The sequence below is a fragment of the Camelimonas abortus genome, from assembly GCF_042432745.1.
Classification (GTDB): Bacteria; Pseudomonadota; Alphaproteobacteria; order Rhizobiales; family Beijerinckiaceae; genus Camelimonas; species Camelimonas abortus.
In genome coordinates this window covers 1,210,615-1,229,000 of the sequence record NZ_JBHLWR010000006.1, presented here as the reverse complement: position 1 = coordinate 1,229,000, position 18,386 = coordinate 1,210,615, and the positions used below count along the sequence as shown (strand labels likewise).

Here is an 18,386-nt window from a genome sequence, read left to right as displayed (position 1 = left end):
CATGACCTCCGCAGCACTTCTCCCGGCGCTTTCGCTGATCCTGCCTGAGCTTCTGCTCGCGGGAGGCGCGCTTGCGCTGCTGCTCGTCGGCGCCTTCGCGGGCGCCCGGTCCGGCGGCTTCGTCAATTTCGTGGCGTTGCTGCTGCTCATTGTCGCCGGGGCGCTCATCGCCGCCCAGCCGGAGGGCCGCGTCGTGGCCTTCAACGGCGCCTTCGTGGCGGACGGCTTCGGCCGCTTCATGAAGGCGCTGGCGCTCACCGGCGCCGCCGGCGCGCTGCTGCTGTCCTTCGACGACTTCCGCAAGCGCGGCATCGCCGCCTTTGAGTATCCGGTGCTGGTGCTGCTCTCGGTCACCGGCATGATGGTCATGATCTCGGCCGGCGACCTGATCGCCCTCTACGTGGGCCTGGAGCTGCAGTCGCTCGCCATCTACGTGATCTGCGCCTTTGACCGCGACAGCGTGCGCTCCACCGAGGCGGGCCTGAAGTACTTCGTGCTCGGCGCGCTCTCCTCGGGCATGCTGCTGTACGGCGCCTCGCTGGTGTACGGCTTCACCGGCACGGTCTCTTTCGAGGGCATCGCGAAGGCCGCCGCCGACGCGCCGGGCGGCGGACTGATCTTCGGTCTCGCCTTCCTCGCCGCCGGCCTCGCCTTCAAGATGAGCGCCGTGCCGTTCCACATGTGGACGCCGGACGTCTACGAGGGCGCGCCTTCGCCGGTCACCGCCTTCCTCGCCAGCGCGCCCAAGGTGGCGGCGGTGGCCATCACCGTGCGGGTGATGATCGGCGCCTTCCCGGGCATCGCCGACCAGTGGCGGCAGATCATCATTTTCGTGTCCTTCGCCTCGATGGCGCTGGGCGCCTTCGCCGCCATCGGCCAGCGCAACATCAAGCGCCTGATGGCCTATTCGTCCATCGGCCACATGGGTTACGCCCTGGTGGGCCTCGCCGCCGGCACGGCGGCCGGCGTCACCGGCGTGCTGCTCTACATGGGCGTCTATGTGGCGATGACGCTCGGCGTGTTCGCGGTGATCGTCAGCATGCGGCGCGACGGCCAGGTGGTGGAGGAGATCGACGATCTCGCCGGCCTGTCCCAGACCAGCCCGGTCACGGCCTATCTGCTGGCGCTGCTGATGTTCTCGCTCGCGGGCATCCCGCCGCTGGCCGGCTTCTTCGCCAAATTCTACGTGTTCGCCGCGGCGATCGAGGCGAAGCTGACGCTGCTGGCGGTGTTCGGCATCCTCACCAGCGTCGTCGGCGCATACTACTACCTGCGGGTGGTCAAGGTGATGTTCTTCGACGCCGCCCGCGGCGGCCTCGACCCCATGCCGGGCGCGGCGCGCTTCGTGCTGGCGCTGTCGATCATCGTCACCGTCGGCTATTTCCTCGCCCCGGCGCTGCTGAACGCGCCGGTCATGGCGGCGGCGAAGACGCTGTTCTGACGGGTCGCGACGACCCGTTCCGGCGTCCTGCGGCGCCGAGCGCAATCAGGGGGCGCGGCCTGCCGCTGGCCGCGCCCTTTTCGTCCCGGCGGGGAGCTGGCGCTTCCGGTCCGCCGCCGCGGCGGCCCGGAAACGTCCGGCTCCGGCCGGCTGCGGGTAGCCATGCCAGGCCGGCTCTGGCATACACGGCTCACGTGCAATGGCCTGCGCGGCTTCATGGCCGCGCGCATACAGGGAAAGCGCCACGACCACATGCGATTTGTGCTTGCGCCCCAGGCAGAGGCTTCCGGCTACCGGCTGCAGGCCCATGAGGTCGTTGAGGGCTCCACCAACACCATCGCCATGGAGCACGCCCGCGCCGGCGGCGCCGGCGGCCTGTGGGTGGTCACCACGCTGCAGCGCGGCGGCAGGGGCCGGCGGGGCCGGGTCTGGGAGACGCCGCCCGGCAATCTGGCGGCGTCGCTGCTGGTGGAGGCGGCGTGCGAGCCGGCGCTGGCGGCCTCCATCGGCTTCGTCGCCGGGCTGGCCCTGCATGAGGCTGCGGCCCGGTGCGCCCCGGGGGCGCGCGCGGCGCTGCGGCTGAAATGGCCGAACGACCTGCTGCTCGACGGCGCCAAGCTCTCCGGCATGCTGCTGGAGAGCGAGATCATGCCCGGCGGGCGGCGGTTCGTGGTGGTTGGCGTGGGCGTCAACGTGGCGGCGGCGCCGGCGGGGCTGCCCTATGCGGCGGCGGCGCTGCGCGCGGTCGCCCCGGGCGTGACCGCCCAATCGCTTTTTGAAGTGATGTCAGCGACGTGGATTGAATATTTCAGCATCTGGGACAACGGCCGCGGCATGGACCGCATCCGCCGGCTGTGGCTGGAGCGGGCGCACGGCGTGGGCGGCGCGGTGGCCATCCAGTACGGCCCGGAGGTGATCCGCGGCGTGTTTGAAACCATTGACGCGGTGGGCCAGCTGGTGGTTCGCACCCCGGCCGGCGATGCGCGGACCATCACCGCTGGCGACGTGCATTTCGGCGACGTCGGCTCATTCAGGGGGGAGGCGGCGGTCTCACGCCCGCAAGAGGCGTTGCGCAACGCTGCGAGGAACGGATGAACATGGACAGGCCGGTTGAGGAACTCGTTTTCGCGCCCCTGGGCGGGCTGGGCGAGATTGGCATGAACGCGGCGCTGTATGGCTACGGCCCGCGCAGGAACCGGCAGTGGGTGCTCGTTGACCTCGGCGTTTCCTTCGCCGACCCGGTGCGCACGCCCGGCGTCGAACTGGTCTATCCGGACCTCGAATTCATCCGCGCGATCCGCAGGAACCTGCTCGGCCTCGTCGTCACCCACGCCCATGAGGATCACATCGGCGGCATCGCCCAGCTGTGGCCCGAGATCGGCGTGCCGGTGTACGGCACGCGCTTCGCCCTCGGCCTGCTTGAGGCGCGCCGGCTCTCGGAGTTCAACGGTCCGAAGATTCCGCTGCGCGAGGTGAAGCAGGGCGGCGTGCTCACCCTTGGTCCCTTCAGCATCGAATTCGTGCCGGTGTCGCACTCGATTCCGGAGGCCAACGCCCTCGCCATCCGCACCCCGGCCGGCACCATCCTGCACACTGGCGACTGGAAGCTGGACGAAACGCCGGTGGTCGGCCGCTCCACCGACGTGGCCCGGCTGAAGGCCATCGGCGACGAGGGCGTGCTGGCGCTGGTGTGCGACTCCACGAATGTGGTGCGCGCCGGCGCCAGCCCCAGCGAGGCGGACGTGTCGCGCACCCTGGCGGAGCTGGTGGCCAGCGCGCCGCACCGCGTGTGCGTCACCGCCTTCGCCTCCAATGTGGCGCGCATCCGCTCCGTCGCCGAGGCGGCCGCCGCCTGCGGCCGTGAGGTGGTGGTGGTGGGGCGCGGCATGGACCGGGTGATCCAGGTGGCGGCCGAGTGCGGCTATCTCGACGGCCTGCCGCCGTTCCGCGGTCCTGACGCGCTGCAGCGCCTGCCGCGCGACAGGGTGGTGGCGCTGCTCACCGGCAGCCAGGGCGAGGCCCGCGCCGCCATGGCCCGCATCGCCCGCGACGACCATCCGGCGCTGAAAATCGCCGCCGGCGACCGGGTGATCTTCTCCTCGCGCACCATCCCGGGCAACGAGAAGGCGGTCGGCGAGATCATCAACCTGCTGATGCTGAAGGACGTGGAGGTGGTCACCGACCGCGACCACCTCGTGCACGTCTCCGGCCATCCCCGCCGCGGCGAACTGGAGCAGCTGTACGGCTGGATCCGGCCGCGCATAGCCATTCCCGCCCATGGCGAGCCGCTGCACCTGACCGAACACGCCGCTTTCGCGCGCGCCCAGGGCGTGCCGGAGGTGGTGCGCGCCTTCAACGGCGACGTGGTGGCCATCGTCGAGGGCGGCGCCGGCGTCATCGGCCGCATTCCCTCGGGCGTGCGCTACCGCGACGGCGACATCGTCGTGCCGGGCTCCGCGCCCGGCCTCGCCGAGCGCCGCAGGCTCGCATTCAGCGGCGTCATCTCCGTCGCCGTGGCGGTGGACGGGCGCGGCGAGGTGGCGGGCGACGCCGAAATCCAGGCTTCCGGCCTGCCGGAGCGGACCTCCGACGGCGAGGAGCTGCTGGCGATCATCGCCGACGTGGTGGACGAGACCATCGACAGTTTCCCGCCGCGCAAGCGGCGCGACGCCGCCGCCTTCGCCGCGGCCATCGAAAAGGCGGTGCGCAACGAGCTGCGCGCCGTCTGGGGCAAGAAGCCGGTGTGCCACGTGCTGGTGTTGGGCGTCTGACGGGCGCCGGGCGGGACGCGCCGCCCCATGGACATCGGCGGCGCGACATGCGATGCGCGCGCGGGCCCGGCGCCGCCGGCCGCGCCCAGGCGGCGCCACAACGCAGGAGGGGGACCGGCCCGCGGGGGCGGCGGATCCCGGCATTACGGAGAGGAAAACATGATCGGTCGGCTCAACCACGTCGCGATTGCAGTGAAGGACATCGAGAAGGCGACCCGCATTTACAGGGACACCCTGGGCGCGACCGTCTCCGACAAGGTTCCGCAGCCGGAGCACGGCGTCTACACCGTTTTCGTCGAGCTGCCGAACACCAAGATCGAGCTGCTGGAGCCGCTGGGCGAGGATTCGCCGATCCAGAAGTTCGTGGAGAAGAATCCGGACGGCGGCATCCACCACGTCTGCTATGAGGTTGAGGACATCATCGCCGCCCGCGACCAGCTGGTGGCGAAGGGCGCCCGGGTGCTGGGCGGCGGCGAGCCGAAGATAGGCGCCCATGGCAAGCCGGTGCTGTTCCTGCACCCCAAGGACTTCTGCGGCACGCTGGTCGAGCTGGAGCAGGTCTGAGCGCGACGCCGGCGGGCGTCGCGCCCGCCGTCTCCCGGGCCGGGCCGCCGGTCCGGGCGCGTCACGGGCGGCGGCTCCGGGCGTGGCCGCCGCGCGGGTGCCGCCGGCGCGGCATGGCGCGCGGCCATGGCCGGTCGCCCGGTCCTTCGTCAACGCCTCGCCGCCGGGCGCCGTCCCGGAGCCGGAACCTGAGGAGCGAGCCGCCGATGAGCGTTTCCCTTGGCGTCGCCGTCTATTTCGTCATCTGGTGGATAACGCTGTTCGCCGTGCTGCCGTTCGGCGTGCGCGGCCAGCACGAGACCGGCGAAGTGGTGGAGGGATCGGAGCCCGGCGCCCCGGCGCGCCCGCTGTTGCTGTGGAAGGCGCTGTGGACCACGGTGATCGCCTCCATCCTGTTCGCGGCGCTGTATTTTACGTATCCATATATCGAATTCTGACTGGCCGGCGGGCGCATGCGGCGGCGGCGCCGGCGCAGGCCTCCGCGCCAGCCATCCAACCCCGGGCGAAACCTGACCGGCCGGCCCCGGCCGGAACCGGACCACGCCAGAGCCACTCCGGAGCCGTCATGCGCCTCAGTCGCTATTTTCTGCCCATCCTGAAGGAAAACCCCAAGGAAGCCGAGATCGTCTCGCACCGGCTGATGCTGCGCGCCGGCATGATCCGCCAGGAGGCGGCCGGCATCTACGCATGGCTGCCGCTCGGCCTGCGCGTGCTCAACAAGGTCACCGCCATCATCCGCGAGGAGCAGAACCGGGCCGGGGCCATCGAGCTGCTGATGCCCACCATCCAGTCGGCGGAGCTGTGGCGCGAATCCGGCCGTTACGACGCTTACGGCAAGGAGATGCTGCGCATCGTCGACCGGCACGAGCGCGAGATGCTCTATGGCCCCACCAATGAGGAGATGATCACCGAAATCTTCCGGGCCTACGTGCGCTCCTACCGCGACCTGCCGCTGAACCTTTACCATATCCAGTGGAAGTTCCGCGACGAGATCCGGCCGCGCTTCGGCGCCATGCGCTCGCGCGAGTTCCTGATGAAGGACGCCTATTCCTTCGATTTCGACATGGAGGGGGCGCGCCACTCCTACAACCAGATGTTCGCCGCCTATCTGCGCACCTTCCACCGCATGGGCCTGAAGGCGATTCCCATGCGCGCCGACACCGGCCCCATCGGCGGCGACCTGAGCCACGAGTTCATCATCCTCGCCGACACCGGCGAGAGCGCCGTGTTCTGTGACCGCGCGTTCCTCGACTTCGAGGTCCCGCCCGCCGACACCGACTTCACCGACCGCGCCGCCCTGCAGGCGGTGTTCGACCGCTGGACCTCACGCTACGCCGCCACCGAGGAGATGCACGACGAAGCCGCCTTCGCCGCCATTCCCGAGGAGCGCCGCATGGCCGCCCGCGGCATCGAGGTGGGCCACATCTTCTATTTCGGCGCCAAATATTCGGCCCCGATGAAGGCCGAGGTCGCCGGTCCCGACGGCCAGATGCGCCCGGTGCACATGGGCTCCTACGGCATCGGCCCCACCCGCCTGGTGGCGGCGCTGATCGAGGCCGGTCACGACGACGCCGGCATCGTCTGGCCGGACGCGGTCGCGCCGTTCAACGTCGCCATCCTCGACCTGAAAGCCGGCGATTCCGCCACCGCCGCCGCCTGCGCGCAGCTGTACGACGCGCTCGGCGCCCGTGGCCTCGACGTGCTGTGGGATGACCGCGACGAGCGCGCCGGCGGCAAGTTCGCCACCGCCGATCTCATCGGCGCGCCGTGGCAGATCCTCGTCGGCCCCAAGGGCCTCGCCGAGGGCAAGGTGGAGGTGAAGCGGCGCGCCACGGGCGAGCGCGAACTGCTCTCGCCGGCGGACGCCGTGGTCCGCATCGCCGGCTGAGCGGCGCCGCTACCGTCATTTCCGCGTATCGCGGCCCCGGGCGATCGCCGTCGTCCGGGCTTTTTGCGCGCGCCGCCGGCCGTGGCGCCGCTCCGGCGGTCTGGGCCTGGCGACGCATACCAGGCGCCTTCGCCGGAAAAACATGGACGGAAAGCCGGCCATGCGCCCTGTGGATATGTCAATAACTTTGCACATCAATCCGTTACAGGTTATGCAACAACAGTCTCATATGAGACTGAGGGCGCGCCGCGCGCTCACCACGCCAGACCAGGGCGGGGAGGCGCGGGCGCCGGGGCGAGCGCGGCCAGGGAGGCCCCGCGTCGCCGCCGGGGCGTTTGCGCGCCCTGGCGGGCGCGGGCTGGCGGCGCGCCCGCCGGGCGGGAGTTCCCCGCGCCGGCGTTTCATGGCGGCGCGCCGCAGGCCGGCGGGCCCGTCCAGGACAATGAAAACGTCAGCACGACAGTCAGCAGGAAACACGTTCGCGGTCCGCCGCGAGCGCAAGGCCCAGGGGGAATGACAATGGATCGCAGGCACTTTCTCGCGGCCGGCGCGGCGGCGCTCGGCGCCGGCTTCGCGCTGCGCGGCGCGCCCGCCATCGCGAAGGGCAAGAAATACGATCCCGGCGCGAGCGACTCCGAGATCCGGCTCGGCCAGACCATCCCGTACAGCGGCGCCGGCTCCGTCTACGGCGCCGTGGGCCACGCCCAGGCCGCCTATTTCGACGAGCTGAACGAGAAGGGCGGGATCAACGGCCGCAAGATCAGGTTCATTTCGCTCGACGACGCCTACAGCCCGCCCAAGACCATGGAGGCCACCCGCCGCCTGGTGGAGCAGGAGGAGGTGCTTGGCCTGTTCTCGTCGCTCGGCACCGCCACCCAGGCGGCCGTGCAGAAGTATCTCAACAACAAGAAGGTGCCGCAGCTGCTGCTGAACGCCGGCGCCCCCCGCTGGAACAATCCGAAGCAGTTCCCGTGGACCACGCCCGGCCTGCCGCTGTACTCCGTCGAGGGCCGCATCCTGGCCAATTACCTGGCGGCCAGGCGTCCGGGCAGCAGGGTCGCGGTGCTGTACCAGAACGACGAGTTCGGCCGCGATTACCTGAAGGCGTTCAGGGAAGGGCTGGGTTCGCGCGGCCAGATCGTCGCCGAGGCGCATTACGACCTGACTGACGCGACCGTCGACTCGCAGATGATCAATCTGGCCAGGTCCGGCGCCGATGTGTTCTTCAACGCATCCTCCGGCAAGTTCACCTCCCAGGCGGTGAAGAAGGCGCACGAGCTGGACTGGAAGCCGTTCCAGATCCTCATCAGCACCTCCAGCGGCACCACCATCCTGTCGGCGGCCGGCGCGGAGGCGGCGCGCGGCATCGTCTCCGCGCACTACATCAAGCAGCTGGGCAGCCCGCAGTGGGACGATGACCCGGGCGTGCAGGCGTTCGAGGCGCTGCGGGCGAAGCGCATGCCCAACATCTCGAAAGACAACTCCATCGCCTTCATCGGCTATGGCGTGGCGGTGCTGATGCACCAGATCCTCGAGCGCTGCGGCGACGAGCTGACCCGCGAGAACCTGCTGCGCCAGGCCACCAGCCTCCGCGGCATGGTGACGCCGCCGCTGCTGCCGGGCCTCTCCTACGCCACCACGCCCGAGGACTATTCGCCGTTCAACGCCATGATCATGGGAACCTACCAGGGCGACGGCGCCTGGGACTACGACATGACGCCGGTGTCCGCCGGCTGAGGCTGCGCCGCCTGCGGCGCATGCCGGGGGCGCCGCCGCGCCCTGGTTCCAGGGCGGACGGATTGCGCATAAATGTGCGGGTCGCCTGCAGGGGCGGCCCGCCTCGCCTGCGGGCCGGCGCCGCCGGCGCGCCGCGACGGTCGTGGTCCGCCGGACATGCACAGGGGGGAGCCTGGGGATGAACATTGAATTCGGGCCGGAACTGGAAGAATTCCGGCGGGAAGTCGCTGAATTTCTGGACACCGCGCCGACGCCGGAGATCCGCGAGGCGGGCCGCAAGACCACCAGCGTCTTCGCCCCGTTCGAGCAGGTGATGGCCTGGCACCGGATCCTGTACCGGAAGGGCTGGGTGGCCCCGGCCTGGCCGAAGGAGTATGGCGGCGCCGGCTGGAGCGTCGCGCAGCGCTATATTTTCGCCGAGGAGTACCGCAAACGCGGCCTGCCGCCGCTGCTGCCCAACGGCCTTGTCATGGTCGGGCCGCTGCTGATCGAGCTGGGCTCCGAGGAGCAGAAGAGGAAATACCTGCCCGGCATCCTCTCCGGCGACGACTACTGGACCCAGGGCTATTCCGAGCCCAACGCCGGCTCCGACCTCGCCTCGCTGCAGTGCTTCGCGGAGTCTGACGGCGACGACTACGTCATCAACGGCCAGAAGATCTGGACCACCCTGGCCCACAAGGCCAACCGCATGTTCATGCTGGTGCGCACCAGCCGCGCCGGCAAGAAGCAGGAGGGCATCACCTTCCTGCTGCTGGACCGCACCGACTATCCGGGCATGGAGATCCGGCCGATCATCGGTCTCGACGGCTTCCCGGAGCAGTGCGAGGTGTTCTTCAACAACGTGCGCGTGCCCAGGGCCAACCGCGTCGGCGCCGAGAACGACGGCTGGACCGTGGCCAAGCACCTGCTGAAACACGAGCGCGGCGGCTCCGCCGCGTCGCCCGGCCTGCTGCGCTCCATCGCCGAAATCCGCGCCGCGGCGGCGCGCACGCCGTCGCCGTTCGGGGGCGTTCTGGCCGACGACCCGGCCTTCATCCGCGACCTCGGCGAGCTGGAGGCTGACGTGCTTTCCTGCCAGCACTTCGAGAAGCTGGTGATCAGCGGCCACCCCATGGGGACGGACGCCGCCTGTCCTTCCATGAACAAGATCATGAGCTCGGAGCTGACCCAGCGCGTGTCGGTGATGATGACGCGCGTTTCCGGCATCGAGACCGTGCCGCTGCAGCTGGAGGCGCTGACCGTGGGTTCGGGCGTGGCCCCGCTGGGCGACGACTTCGACCTCATCGCCATGCCCTATTACCTGAACTCCCGCGCCACCACGATCTACGCCGGCACGAACGAGGTGCAGCGCGACCTGGTCGCCCGCGCCGTTCTGGCGGCGAACCGCTGAGGAGCGTCAGCCATGGATTTCAGCTTTACCGAAGAACAGGTGATGCTCCGCGACGGCGTGAAGCGTTTCCTTGAGAAGAACTGCGACTTCGAGGCGCGCAAGGCGCTGCTGCGCTCAGGCGCGCCATGGTCGGCGCAGGCGTGGAAGGCGCTGGGCGAGATGGGGGTGCTGTCGCTGCCGTTTCCGGAGGAGGCCGGCGGCATGGGCGGTTCGGCCGTTGACCTCGTGCCGGTGGCGGAGGTCTGCGGCGAACACATCGCCGTGGAGCCGTGGCCGTTCACCCAGGTTCTGGCGGGCGGTCTGCTGGTCCGCGCCGGCGCCGGCGGGCGCGTGGCGCAGGTCGCCGCCGGCGGGCTGGTCGCCGCCTGCGCCTGGGACGAGGGGCGGGGCCTCGCCGCGCCGGCGCAGGTCGCCATGCCGGCCACGGCCGACGGCGACGCCCTGGTCCTGAACGGCGGGAAGCGCCTCGTCATCGCCGGCGCCGAGGCCGGGCTGCTGGTGGCGGCGGTCCGCCATGCCGGCGCGCCGGGCGAGAAGGCCGGCCTCGCCCTGGTCGCGGTTGATCCGGCGGCGCCCGGCGTCAGCATCACGCCGTTCCGCACGCAATGCGGCCGCAGCGCCGCCCATGTGCGCTTCGACGGCGTGCGCGTGGAGGCGGCCGGCGTGCTGTCGCGCGACGCCCACGACCTGCTCGCCGCGGCGTTCGCCGACACGATCCTGGTCCTCGCCGCCGAGACCGTGGGGGCCATGGGCGCGCTGCTGCGCGTCACGGCCGCCTACGCCAACACCCGCCGGCAGTTCGGCGCGCCCATCGGCACGTTCCAGGCGGTGGCGCACCGCCTCGCCGACATGAAGGTGGCGCACGCCAAGGCGTATGCGACGCTGCTGTACGTCACCGCCCTGATGGAGTCCGGTCTGGCCACGGCGCGCGACGTCTCGGTGCTGAAGGCCCAGGTCAGCCGCTGGGGCCGCTTCGTCGGCGAGGCGGCGGTCCAGACCCATGGCGGCGTCGGCATGACCGACGAGCTGTGCGTCGGCCACTACCTGAAGCGGATTCTCGCCTTCGAGGCGATGTTCGGCGCGCCGGACTACCACTTCCGCGTCATCGGCCAGGCCGCCGCCTGAGGCGGCCCGGCGATTCTGGCCCGAGGCTCCGGGCGGCGACGCGCCGCCGGTGGATATCGCGCCCGCCGTCATGCTCTGGCCTTGCGGCGGGCGTCGGTATATCCACGGTAAGCGTGGACACGCGACCGGACCCCGGCCCGCCGACGGGCCGGATCTCCCCACGGAGCCAATCGCCCATGACCAGCCCTGCAAGCGGACCGGAACAGGAGAGGCTGGCCCCGCCGCCCGCCAGCGCCGGCACGCGGCCCTTCGCCGCCTTCGAATGGCTGGTGGCCGGCCGCTACCTGCGCGCCCGGCGGCGGGAAGGGTTCATTTCGGTCATCGCCGGCTTCTCCTTCCTTGGCGTCATGCTGGGCGTCGCCACGCTGATCGTGGTGATGTCGGTGATGAACGGCTTCCGCCAGGAGCTGCTGGACAAGATTCTCGGCGTCAACGGCCACATTTTCCTGCAGGCCATCGACCGGCCGCTGGACGACTACCGCGACCTCACCCGCAGGCTCGACGCCATGAAGGGCGTGAAATTCGCCCTGCCGCTGGTGGAGGGCCAGGCGCTGGCTTCCTCCAAGGCCGGCCCCTCCAGCGGCGTGCTGGTGCGCGGCGCGCGCGGCGAGGACCTGCGCAAGGTGGACTTCATCGCCCGCAACATTCGCGAGGGTTCGCTTGAGGATTTCGACGGCCGCGAGGGCGTGGCCATCGGCAGCCGCCTCGCCATGAATCTTGGCGTGCACGCCGGCGACTCCATCACCCTGGTGGCGCCGCAGGGGGCTTCGACCCCCTTCGGCACGGCGCCGCGCATCAAGACCTATCCGGTGACGGCGGTGTTCGAGATCGGCATGTCCGAGTTCGACACCGGCTTCGTGTTCATGCCGCTGGCCGAGGCCCAGGCCTATTTCAACCGCGGCGACGAGGTGAGCGTCATCGAGGTGTTCCTCGCCAACGCCGACGACGTCGACCGGGTGCGCGCCGACATCGAGGACAACATCGGCCGGCCGCTGATGATCACCGACTGGCGCGTGCGCAACCAGACCTTCTTCAACGCCCTGCAGGTGGAGCGCAACGTGATGTTCCTCATCCTGCTGCTGATCGTGCTGGTGGCGGCGCTCAACATCGTCTCCGGCCTGATCATGCTGGTGAAGGACAAGGCCCAGGACATCGCCATCCTGCGCACCATGGGCGTGACGCGCGGGGCGGTGATGCGCATCTTCCTCATCACCGGCGCCGCCATCGGCGTGGTGGGCACCACGCTGGGGGCGATCCTCGGCGTCGTGCTGGCGGCCAACGTCGAGGCCATCCGCACCTTCCTCAACCGGCTGCTCAACGCCAACCTGTTCCCGGCGGAGCTGTACTTCCTCAGCCGGCTGCCGTCGGTGATCGATCCGGTGGAGGTGGCGGTCATCGTCATCACCGCCTTCGCGCTGTCGCTGCTGGCGACGCTGTATCCGAGCTGGCGCGCCGCCCGGCTCGATCCTGTCGAAACCCTGCGTTACGGCTGACCGGGAGCCGCCCCACATGAGCGAACCGCCTGCGCTTTACCTCACGGGCATCCGCCGCAGCTACCGCCAGGGCGAGCGATCGCTGCACATCCTGCGCGACGCCGGGCTGGCCATCTGGCCCGGAGAGATCGTCGCGCTGGTGGCGCCTTCCGGCACCGGCAAGTCGACGCTGCTGCACGTGGCCGGCCTGCTGGAGAAGCCGGACGCCGGCGAGATCTATGTGGGCGGCGCGCCCACCTCGCGCCTTGACGACGCCGGCCGCACGGCGCTGCGCCGCACCAGCATCGGCTTCGTCTACCAGTCGCATCACCTGCTGCCCGAATTTTCGGCGCTGGAGAACGTGACGCTGCCGCAGCTGGTCTGCGGCCTCGGCAGGAAGGAGGCGGAGCGCCGGGCCAGGGAACTGCTCGGCTTCCTCGGCCTTGGCCACCGGCTGGACCACCGCCCGGCGGAAATGTCCGGCGGCGAGCAGCAGCGCGTCGCCATCGCCCGCGCCGTGGCCAACGCGCCCCATGTGCTGCTGGCCGACGAGCCAACCGGCAACCTCGATCCGGAGACCGCCGAACATGTCTTCGGAACGCTGGTGACGCTGGTGCGCGCCACGGGGCTTGCGGCGCTGGTCGCCACGCATAACCTTTCGCTGGCGGCGCGCATGGACAGGCGTCTGACCCTGCTTGACGGCAGGGTCGTGGACGTGGATGAAGCTGCGGCGCATCAGGCGATTCCCGGCGGAGCGCCCGCGGGCTGACGGCTCCAGCGGCGGCCGTTCCGCGACGGGCCTGGGCGACGCGCGCCGCGCGCCCGGGCAGGGCGCATCAGCGCGGGAAACGCATGGAGCGGGGGCGCGCAGCATGACGCGGGCGCAGGGTTCACAGGCAGCAGCGGCGCCGGCGCCGCGACCGGCGCGGCGGCCGGCCGGCAAGCCGGGCAGGGCCGGACTCGGCGCCGTGCGGCGCGACTTCGCTCCCTGGGCCGATCCGGCGGCGCGGCCGCTGATCCGCTTCGAGGGCGTGCGCAAGAGTTTCGGCGCCAGCGTCGCCATTCACCGCCTCGACCTGTCCGTCTACCGCGGCGAGTTCTTCTGCCTGCTCGGCCCCTCCGGCTGCGGCAAGAGCACGCTGATGCGCATGCTGGCCGGCTTCGAGCAGCCGGACGCGGGGCGCATTCTCATCGACGGCGTCGACCAGGCGGACATCCCGCCGCACCGCCGGCCGGTGAACATGATGTTCCAGAGCTACGCCCTGTTCCCGCACATGACGGTGGAGCAGAACATCGCCTTCGGCCTGCGCCAGCAGGGCCTGCCGAAGGCGCAGATCCGGGCGCGGGTGGAGGAGATGCTGGCCATGACGCAGCTGGAGCCGCTGGCGCGGCGCCGGCCGCACCAGCTCTCCGGCGGCCAGCGCCAGCGCGTCGCCCTGGCGCGGGCGCTGGCCCGCCGGCCCGAGGTGCTGCTGCTGGACGAGCCGCTCGGCGCCCTCGACAGGAAGCTGCGCGAGGAGACCCAGTTCGAGCTGATGGACATACAGGAGCGGCTGGGCGCCACCTTCCTGGTCGTCACCCACGACCAGGAGGAGGCCATGACCATGGCCGACCGCATCGCGGTGATGGACCACGGCCGCATCGTGCAGCTGGACACGCCGGCGCGCATCTATGAAGAGCCGGCCAGCCGGCATGTCGCCGGCTTCATCGGCGACGTCAACCTGCTGGAGGGCGTGGTCCGCGGCCGCGACGGCGGCCTGTGGCGCATTGACTGCGGCGCCGCCGGCCCTGTCAGCGTCGCCTCGGAGCTGGAGCTGTCGCCGGGGCAGGAGGTGGCGGTGGCGGTGCGCCCCGAGAAGATCCGCCTCGACCGCGTCGCCCCGCCGGACGCGGTGAACGTCATGGCCGGCGTGGTGTGGGACATTGGCTATCTCGGCGACTGGACCACCTATGTGCTGCGCCTGCCGGGCGGCGACACGCTGAAGGCCTCGCGCGCCAACGTCTCGCGCCATGTGGCCGATCCGCTCACCTGGGAGGAGACCGTCTGCGCCAGCTTCGCGCCGGACGCCGCGGTCATCCTCACCAGCTGATCCACCGCCGAGGGGAGGCGTCCGCCCATGCCGGTCCTGCTCCGCCACGCTCCGTCGCGCCGCCCGGCCGCCGCCGCGCGCCGCGGCCGCCAGGGAGGCGCATGATGCGCCGGCGCGGGTGGCGCGCGCCCGGAAGCGGCCGTCTGGTCCAGCTGGCGCCGGCGGCGTGGCTGGCGCTGTTCTTTCTCGTTCCCTTCGTCCTGACGCTGCGCATCAGCCTGTCCGCGCCGGCCACGGCGCAGCCGCCCTACCGGCCGGTGATCGACTGGAGCGAAGGCCTCTCCGGCGTGCTGGCCGCCGTGCGGGAGCTGGAAGCCGGGAATTACCTGACGCTGCTTGAGGACCCGCTTTACGCCAGCGCGCTGTTCACCTCGCTGGGTTACGCCGCGGCGGCCACGGCGCTGCTTCTTCTGGCCGGCTATCCCGTCGCCCTTGCCCTGGCGCGCCAGCCGGCCGGCCGGCGCGAGGCGCTGCTCCTGCTGGTGATGCTGCCGTTCTGGACCAGCTTCCTGATCCGCGTCTACGCCTGGATCGGCATTCTCAAGCCGGAGGGGCTGCTCAACGCCGCCCTGCAGGGCCTCGGGCTGGCCGACGCGCCGCTGCAGATCATGAACACCGGCTGGGCGGTGATGATCGGCCTCGTCTATTCCTACCTGCCGTTCATGGTGCTGCCGCTTTACGCCACGCTCTCGAAGCTGGACGCAAGCCTGCTGGAGGCGGCCCAGGATCTCGGCGCCACGCCGCTGCGCGCGTTCTGGAGCGTCACCCTGCCGCTGTCTGCCCCCGGCGTGGCGGCGGGGGCGCTGCTGTGCTTCATCCCGATGATGGGCGAGTTCGTCATTCCCGACCTGCTCGGCGGCTCGGACACGCTGATGATCGGCCGCACGCTGTGGAGCGAGTTCTTCAGCAACCGCGACTGGCCGCTGGCTTCGGCCATCGCCGTGGCGCTGCTGGTCATCCTGCTGGCGCCGATCATCGTCTGGCGGCGGCTGGAGGAGCGGGTGGAGGGCAGGTCATGAGCCGCTCCCGCCGCCTGTCCGACATGCTGGCGCTTGGCGCGGGCCTGGCGTTTCTCTACGCCCCCATCGTCATCCTGGTGCTGTGGTCGTTCAACAGCTCGCGGCTGGTGACGGTGTGGGGCGGCTTCTCGCTGCGCTGGTACGCGGCGCTGTTCCGCAACGGGCCGCTGATGGAGGCGGCGTGGACCAGCATCCGCATCGCCTTCGTTTCCGCCACCCTGGCCACCATTCTCGGGGCCATGGCGGCGCTGACGCTGGTCCGCCGCGGTCCGTTTCTCGGCCGCACGCTGTTCACCGGCATGGCCTACGCCCCGATGGTCATGCCGGAGGTGATGACGGGCCTGGCGCTGCTGCTGCTGTTCGTGGGGCTGGGCGTGGACCGCGGCTTCTGGACGGTGGTGATCGCCCACACCACCGTGGCCATGTGCTTCGCCACGGTGGTGATCCGGGCGCGGCTGGCGGACTTCGACCAGTCGCTGGAGGAGGCGGCCATGGACCTTGGCTGTCCGCCGTGGCGCACGTTTTTCGTCATCACCCTGCCGCTGGTCGCCCCGTCGCTGGCGGCGGCGTTCCTGCTGGCCTTCACCATCTCCATGGACGACCTGGTGATCGCCAGCTTCGTCTCCGGCCCCGGCTCCACCACGTTGCCCATGCGCATTTACAGCCAGGTGCGACTGGGCGTGACGCCGGAGATCAACGCCGCCTGCACGGTGCTGATCGCGCTGGTGGCGGCGGGCCTGGGCGGCGCCTTCCTGCTGGGGCGCCGCGGCCGGACGCGTGACGCCTGAGCCGTCTCCCCCTTCCTTGCGTCCATCAGCGCCGGACCTGTGAATCGCCCGCCGCGCGCGGGCGCTGTTGCATGCGGCCGGGCCTGTCGCGGCGGGCGTCGGTCATGTTGCGTATTTTCCGGATGTTCCCGGAGTGGCGCGAGTCGGTGCTTCCGTTGTCTTCCAGTTGACTGCGGCGACTGCATAATTGTCAGGTCCTGGTACGAAGAATAGTTTATGAGAGATATTGATGAATACATAATATATGACAATATTGGTCATGGCAGAATCGGTTGATTCAGCGTGAGGTGTCGGCATGTTTGGTTTCCGGTCTGGCGGACGACGACGGCCTGACGATCAGCGACATGCTCCGGCGGCGCGCGCGGACGCGGCGACAGGCGCGGGCGGGCGGCGGGCGGCGGCCGGGGAAAAAACTGGCGAACCGGAGGGGCCGGCCGCCCATGAGGCCGCGGGGCGCGCGCAGGAAGTCATCCGCGCCCAGCTGGCTGATCTCTCCCAGCGGCATCTGGTGATCCGCCAGGCGGGCGAGACGCTGGAGGCGCTGGAGCGCTCGGTGATGCAGCTGCTTACGGATCACCAGCGCGTGCGGCTCGCCGCCGACGGCGCGCGCAGCGAGCTGGCGTCCGAGCGTGAGCAGCTGACGCGCCTGCGGCAGGAGTTCGCCCGGCTGCAGGAGGAGGCCCATGGCCACAAGCAGGCGCGGCTACAGCAGGAGACGGCGCTGGAGGCGCTGCAGGACCGGCTGAACGACCTGGGCGCCGAGCTGGCCGCCGCACGCCATGACCTGGCGGCTGCCCAGGCAGACGCCATGCAGCTGCGCGGCGAGCTGGCCGACGCGCAGGGCCGCGCCGCCGAGGCCGAGGAGCGGGCCGCCTTCTTCCGCACCAAATATGACGAACGCCAGACGGAGATCGCCGCCCTCGAGGCCGCCGCCAAGAAGGAGGAGCAGCAGGTCGCCATGCTCGCCGAGGAGGTGCGCGCCCTGCAGCAGCGGCTGGAGGAGCAGAACCGCGATCTGGCGAAGCGCGACCGCGAGCACGCCGAAACCCGCCAGAAGCACGCCGAGGTGGAGGCCGACCGCAAGCGGCTGGTGGAGAACCTCGCCGAAATGGCGAAGCGTCACAAGGCGGCGGAGGAGGCTCACGCGGAGGAGGTGGAAGGGCTGCGCGCCGCCATCGGCTCGCTGAAAAACCGCGCCGACGCCCTGGCCTCGCGCCTGCAGGTCACCGAGCAGCTGCTCGCCCTGGCGCGGGACGAAATCGCCCTGCGCACCGAGGAACATTCGGCGATCCAGCGCCATGCGCTGCAGCTCACCCTTGAGAAGAACGCCCTCGAGAAGCGCGTCGAGGAGACGCGCAAGGAGCGCGACCGCGCCGACCGGCTGGCGCGTGAAACCAGCGAGATCAACGCCCGTCTCGCCGAGCGCAGCCATGCGCTGGTGGCCAGCATGAAGGCGCGCGACCGCGAGCATGAGGCCGCGCGGCAGAAGCTGGCCGCCCTGGCCGGCGAGCTGGAGCACGCCCGCAAGCAGATGGCCGCCTCCGAGCAGCAGTTCCAGAGCCATGTGGCCGAGCTGAACGCCCAGCTGGCGCACGAGCGCAGCAGCCGGCAGATGTCTGACGGTTCGCTGGAGGCGGCGCGCGCCACCATCGACGGGCTGCGCCAGGAGCTGGCCCGCCTGCGTCAGGAGGTGGCCCAGCAGGGACAGGTGGCGGCGGGCGCCTCCCGCCTGCCGGCGGCGGCGCAGCTGGTGGTGGACGACCGGGAGGCGGCCGCGCCCGCGCCCGCCGGGGCCGAGGCCGCCGTCGCTCCGGCGCCGGCGGACGACGGCGCCGGGGAGCTGCAGCCGCCGTCGGAGGAGCCGGTCCAGCCCGACGGCGCGCCGAAGCCGGCGCAGGTTGCGGTGAAAGGGCGGCGCAACGGGGCGCGCATTCCCGCCGTGGTCATCGTCAGCACGGCTGGCGAGAGCGACAAGCCGCAGTAACGCCGGCGCGCCGGGCGGGGGAGCGTCTGCTCCCGGCTGGCGCGGGCGGCCGGCGGGCGTCTGGCCGGGGCAGGGCCAGGAGCAGGTCTGGCGTTCCCGGTCAGGGCCGCCGGGAAC

At 70.9% G+C, this 18,386-nt stretch carries 16 protein-coding genes; 15 read left to right on the top strand and 1 reads right to left on the bottom strand.

Features of this window, described 5'->3' with window-relative positions; genetic code table 11:
- Position 1 precedes the first annotated feature (1 nt).
- The 14 genes from nuoN (at position 2) to ACFFJB_RS07610 (ending at position 16,285) form a co-directional block, all read left to right on the top strand.
- A complete protein-coding gene (gene nuoN, locus ACFFJB_RS07675; protein WP_376830659.1) occupies positions 2-1,441 on the top strand; it encodes an NADH-quinone oxidoreductase subunit NuoN in 1,440 nt (479 codons plus the stop codon).
- Between the two features lie 252 nt (positions 1,442-1,693).
- Entirely contained in the window at positions 1,694-2,536 is an 843-nt protein-coding gene (locus ACFFJB_RS07670) for a biotin--[acetyl-CoA-carboxylase] ligase (RefSeq protein WP_376830658.1), read from the top strand.
- A gap of 2 nt (positions 2,537-2,538) precedes the next feature.
- Complete coding sequence (locus ACFFJB_RS07665; protein ID WP_376830657.1) at positions 2,539-4,212, top strand: ribonuclease J; 1,674 nt, start codon at positions 2,539-2,541, stop codon at positions 4,210-4,212.
- 159 nt (positions 4,213-4,371) lie between these two features.
- Positions 4,372-4,776, top strand: a complete 405-nt coding sequence (mce, locus tag ACFFJB_RS07660; RefSeq protein ID WP_376830656.1) for a methylmalonyl-CoA epimerase — start codon at positions 4,372-4,374, stop codon at positions 4,774-4,776.
- Between the two features lie 206 nt (positions 4,777-4,982).
- Positions 4,983-5,213: a DUF1467 family protein gene (locus ACFFJB_RS07655; RefSeq protein ID WP_376830655.1), complete on the top strand. Its 231-nt coding sequence runs from the start codon at positions 4,983-4,985 to the stop codon at positions 5,211-5,213.
- A 128-nt stretch (positions 5,214-5,341) separates the two neighbouring features.
- Positions 5,342-6,664 carry a proline--tRNA ligase gene (gene proS / locus ACFFJB_RS07650; RefSeq protein ID WP_376830654.1) on the top strand — a complete coding sequence of 441 codons (1,323 nt, stop codon included), beginning with the start codon at positions 5,342-5,344 and terminating at the stop codon, positions 6,662-6,664.
- A 519-nt stretch (positions 6,665-7,183) separates the two neighbouring features.
- Positions 7,184-8,401, top strand: a complete 1,218-nt coding sequence (locus ACFFJB_RS07645) for an ABC transporter substrate-binding protein (protein WP_376830653.1) — start codon at positions 7,184-7,186, stop codon at positions 8,399-8,401.
- 178 nt (positions 8,402-8,579) lie between these two features.
- The gene (locus ACFFJB_RS07640) at positions 8,580-9,791 is read left to right on the top strand and encodes an acyl-CoA dehydrogenase family protein (protein ID WP_376830652.1); all 1,212 of its coding nucleotides are present in this window, start codon (positions 8,580-8,582) and stop codon (positions 9,789-9,791) included.
- A 12-nt stretch (positions 9,792-9,803) separates the two neighbouring features.
- Complete coding sequence (locus tag ACFFJB_RS07635) at positions 9,804-10,916, top strand: acyl-CoA dehydrogenase family protein (RefSeq protein ID WP_376830651.1); 1,113 nt, start codon at positions 9,804-9,806, stop codon at positions 10,914-10,916.
- A 176-nt stretch (positions 10,917-11,092) separates the two neighbouring features.
- Positions 11,093-12,409 (top strand): lipoprotein-releasing ABC transporter permease subunit, encoded by a 1,317-nt coding sequence (locus ACFFJB_RS07630; RefSeq protein WP_376830650.1) that lies wholly within the window; start codon positions 11,093-11,095, stop codon positions 12,407-12,409.
- Between the two features lie 16 nt (positions 12,410-12,425).
- Positions 12,426-13,157, top strand: coding sequence for an ABC transporter ATP-binding protein (locus ACFFJB_RS07625; RefSeq protein ID WP_376830649.1), 732 nt, complete (start codon positions 12,426-12,428; stop codon positions 13,155-13,157).
- Between the two features lie 199 nt (positions 13,158-13,356).
- A complete protein-coding gene (locus ACFFJB_RS07620; protein WP_376830648.1) occupies positions 13,357-14,478 on the top strand; it encodes an ABC transporter ATP-binding protein in 1,122 nt (373 codons plus the stop codon).
- Between the two features lie 101 nt (positions 14,479-14,579).
- Positions 14,580-15,497 (top strand): ABC transporter permease, encoded by a 918-nt coding sequence (locus tag ACFFJB_RS07615; RefSeq protein WP_376830647.1) that lies wholly within the window; start codon positions 14,580-14,582, stop codon positions 15,495-15,497.
- Positions 15,494-16,285 (top strand): ABC transporter permease, encoded by a 792-nt coding sequence (locus tag ACFFJB_RS07610; RefSeq protein WP_376830646.1) that lies wholly within the window; start codon positions 15,494-15,496, stop codon positions 16,283-16,285. Before ACFFJB_RS07615 ends, ACFFJB_RS07610 begins: the two co-directional genes overlap by 4 nt.
- A 102-nt stretch (positions 16,286-16,387) precedes the next feature.
- On the opposite strand, the gene ACFFJB_RS07605 is transcribed toward ACFFJB_RS07610, so the two are convergent.
- Positions 16,388-16,582 (bottom strand): hypothetical protein, encoded by a 195-nt coding sequence (locus ACFFJB_RS07605; RefSeq protein WP_376830645.1) that lies wholly within the window; start codon positions 16,580-16,582, stop codon positions 16,388-16,390.
- A gap of 211 nt (positions 16,583-16,793) precedes the next feature.
- Between ACFFJB_RS07605 and ACFFJB_RS07600 the strand changes: the two genes are divergently transcribed.
- Positions 16,794-18,269 (top strand): hypothetical protein, encoded by a 1,476-nt coding sequence (locus tag ACFFJB_RS07600; protein WP_376830644.1) that lies wholly within the window; start codon positions 16,794-16,796, stop codon positions 18,267-18,269.
- The last annotated feature ends 117 nt before the right edge of the window (positions 18,270-18,386 follow it).

Coding starts and splice junctions, on each gene's coding strand:
- ACFFJB_RS07655 (WP_376830655.1), top strand. CDS start 4,983: ATGAGCGTTTCCCTTGGCGTCGCCGTCTATTTCGTCATCTGGTGGATA.
- ACFFJB_RS07625 (WP_376830649.1), top strand. CDS start 12,426: ATGAGCGAACCGCCTGCGCTTTACCTCACGGGCATCCGCCGCAGCTAC.
- ACFFJB_RS07615 (WP_376830647.1), top strand. CDS start 14,580: ATGATGCGCCGGCGCGGGTGGCGCGCGCCCGGAAGCGGCCGTCTGGTC.
- ACFFJB_RS07665 (WP_376830657.1), top strand. CDS start 2,539: ATGGACAGGCCGGTTGAGGAACTCGTTTTCGCGCCCCTGGGCGGGCTG.
- ACFFJB_RS07670 (WP_376830658.1), top strand. CDS start 1,694: ATGCGATTTGTGCTTGCGCCCCAGGCAGAGGCTTCCGGCTACCGGCTG.
- mce (WP_376830656.1), top strand. CDS start 4,372: ATGATCGGTCGGCTCAACCACGTCGCGATTGCAGTGAAGGACATCGAG.
- ACFFJB_RS07610 (WP_376830646.1), top strand. CDS start 15,494: ATGAGCCGCTCCCGCCGCCTGTCCGACATGCTGGCGCTTGGCGCGGGC.
- ACFFJB_RS07640 (WP_376830652.1), top strand. CDS start 8,580: ATGAACATTGAATTCGGGCCGGAACTGGAAGAATTCCGGCGGGAAGTC.
- ACFFJB_RS07635 (WP_376830651.1), top strand. CDS start 9,804: ATGGATTTCAGCTTTACCGAAGAACAGGTGATGCTCCGCGACGGCGTG.
- nuoN (WP_376830659.1), top strand. CDS start 2: ATGACCTCCGCAGCACTTCTCCCGGCGCTTTCGCTGATCCTGCCTGAG.
- proS (WP_376830654.1), top strand. CDS start 5,342: ATGCGCCTCAGTCGCTATTTTCTGCCCATCCTGAAGGAAAACCCCAAG.
- ACFFJB_RS07645 (WP_376830653.1), top strand. CDS start 7,184: ATGGATCGCAGGCACTTTCTCGCGGCCGGCGCGGCGGCGCTCGGCGCC.
- ACFFJB_RS07605 (WP_376830645.1), bottom strand. CDS start 16,582: ATGCCGACACCTCACGCTGAATCAACCGATTCTGCCATGACCAATATT.
- ACFFJB_RS07630 (WP_376830650.1), top strand. CDS start 11,093: ATGACCAGCCCTGCAAGCGGACCGGAACAGGAGAGGCTGGCCCCGCCG.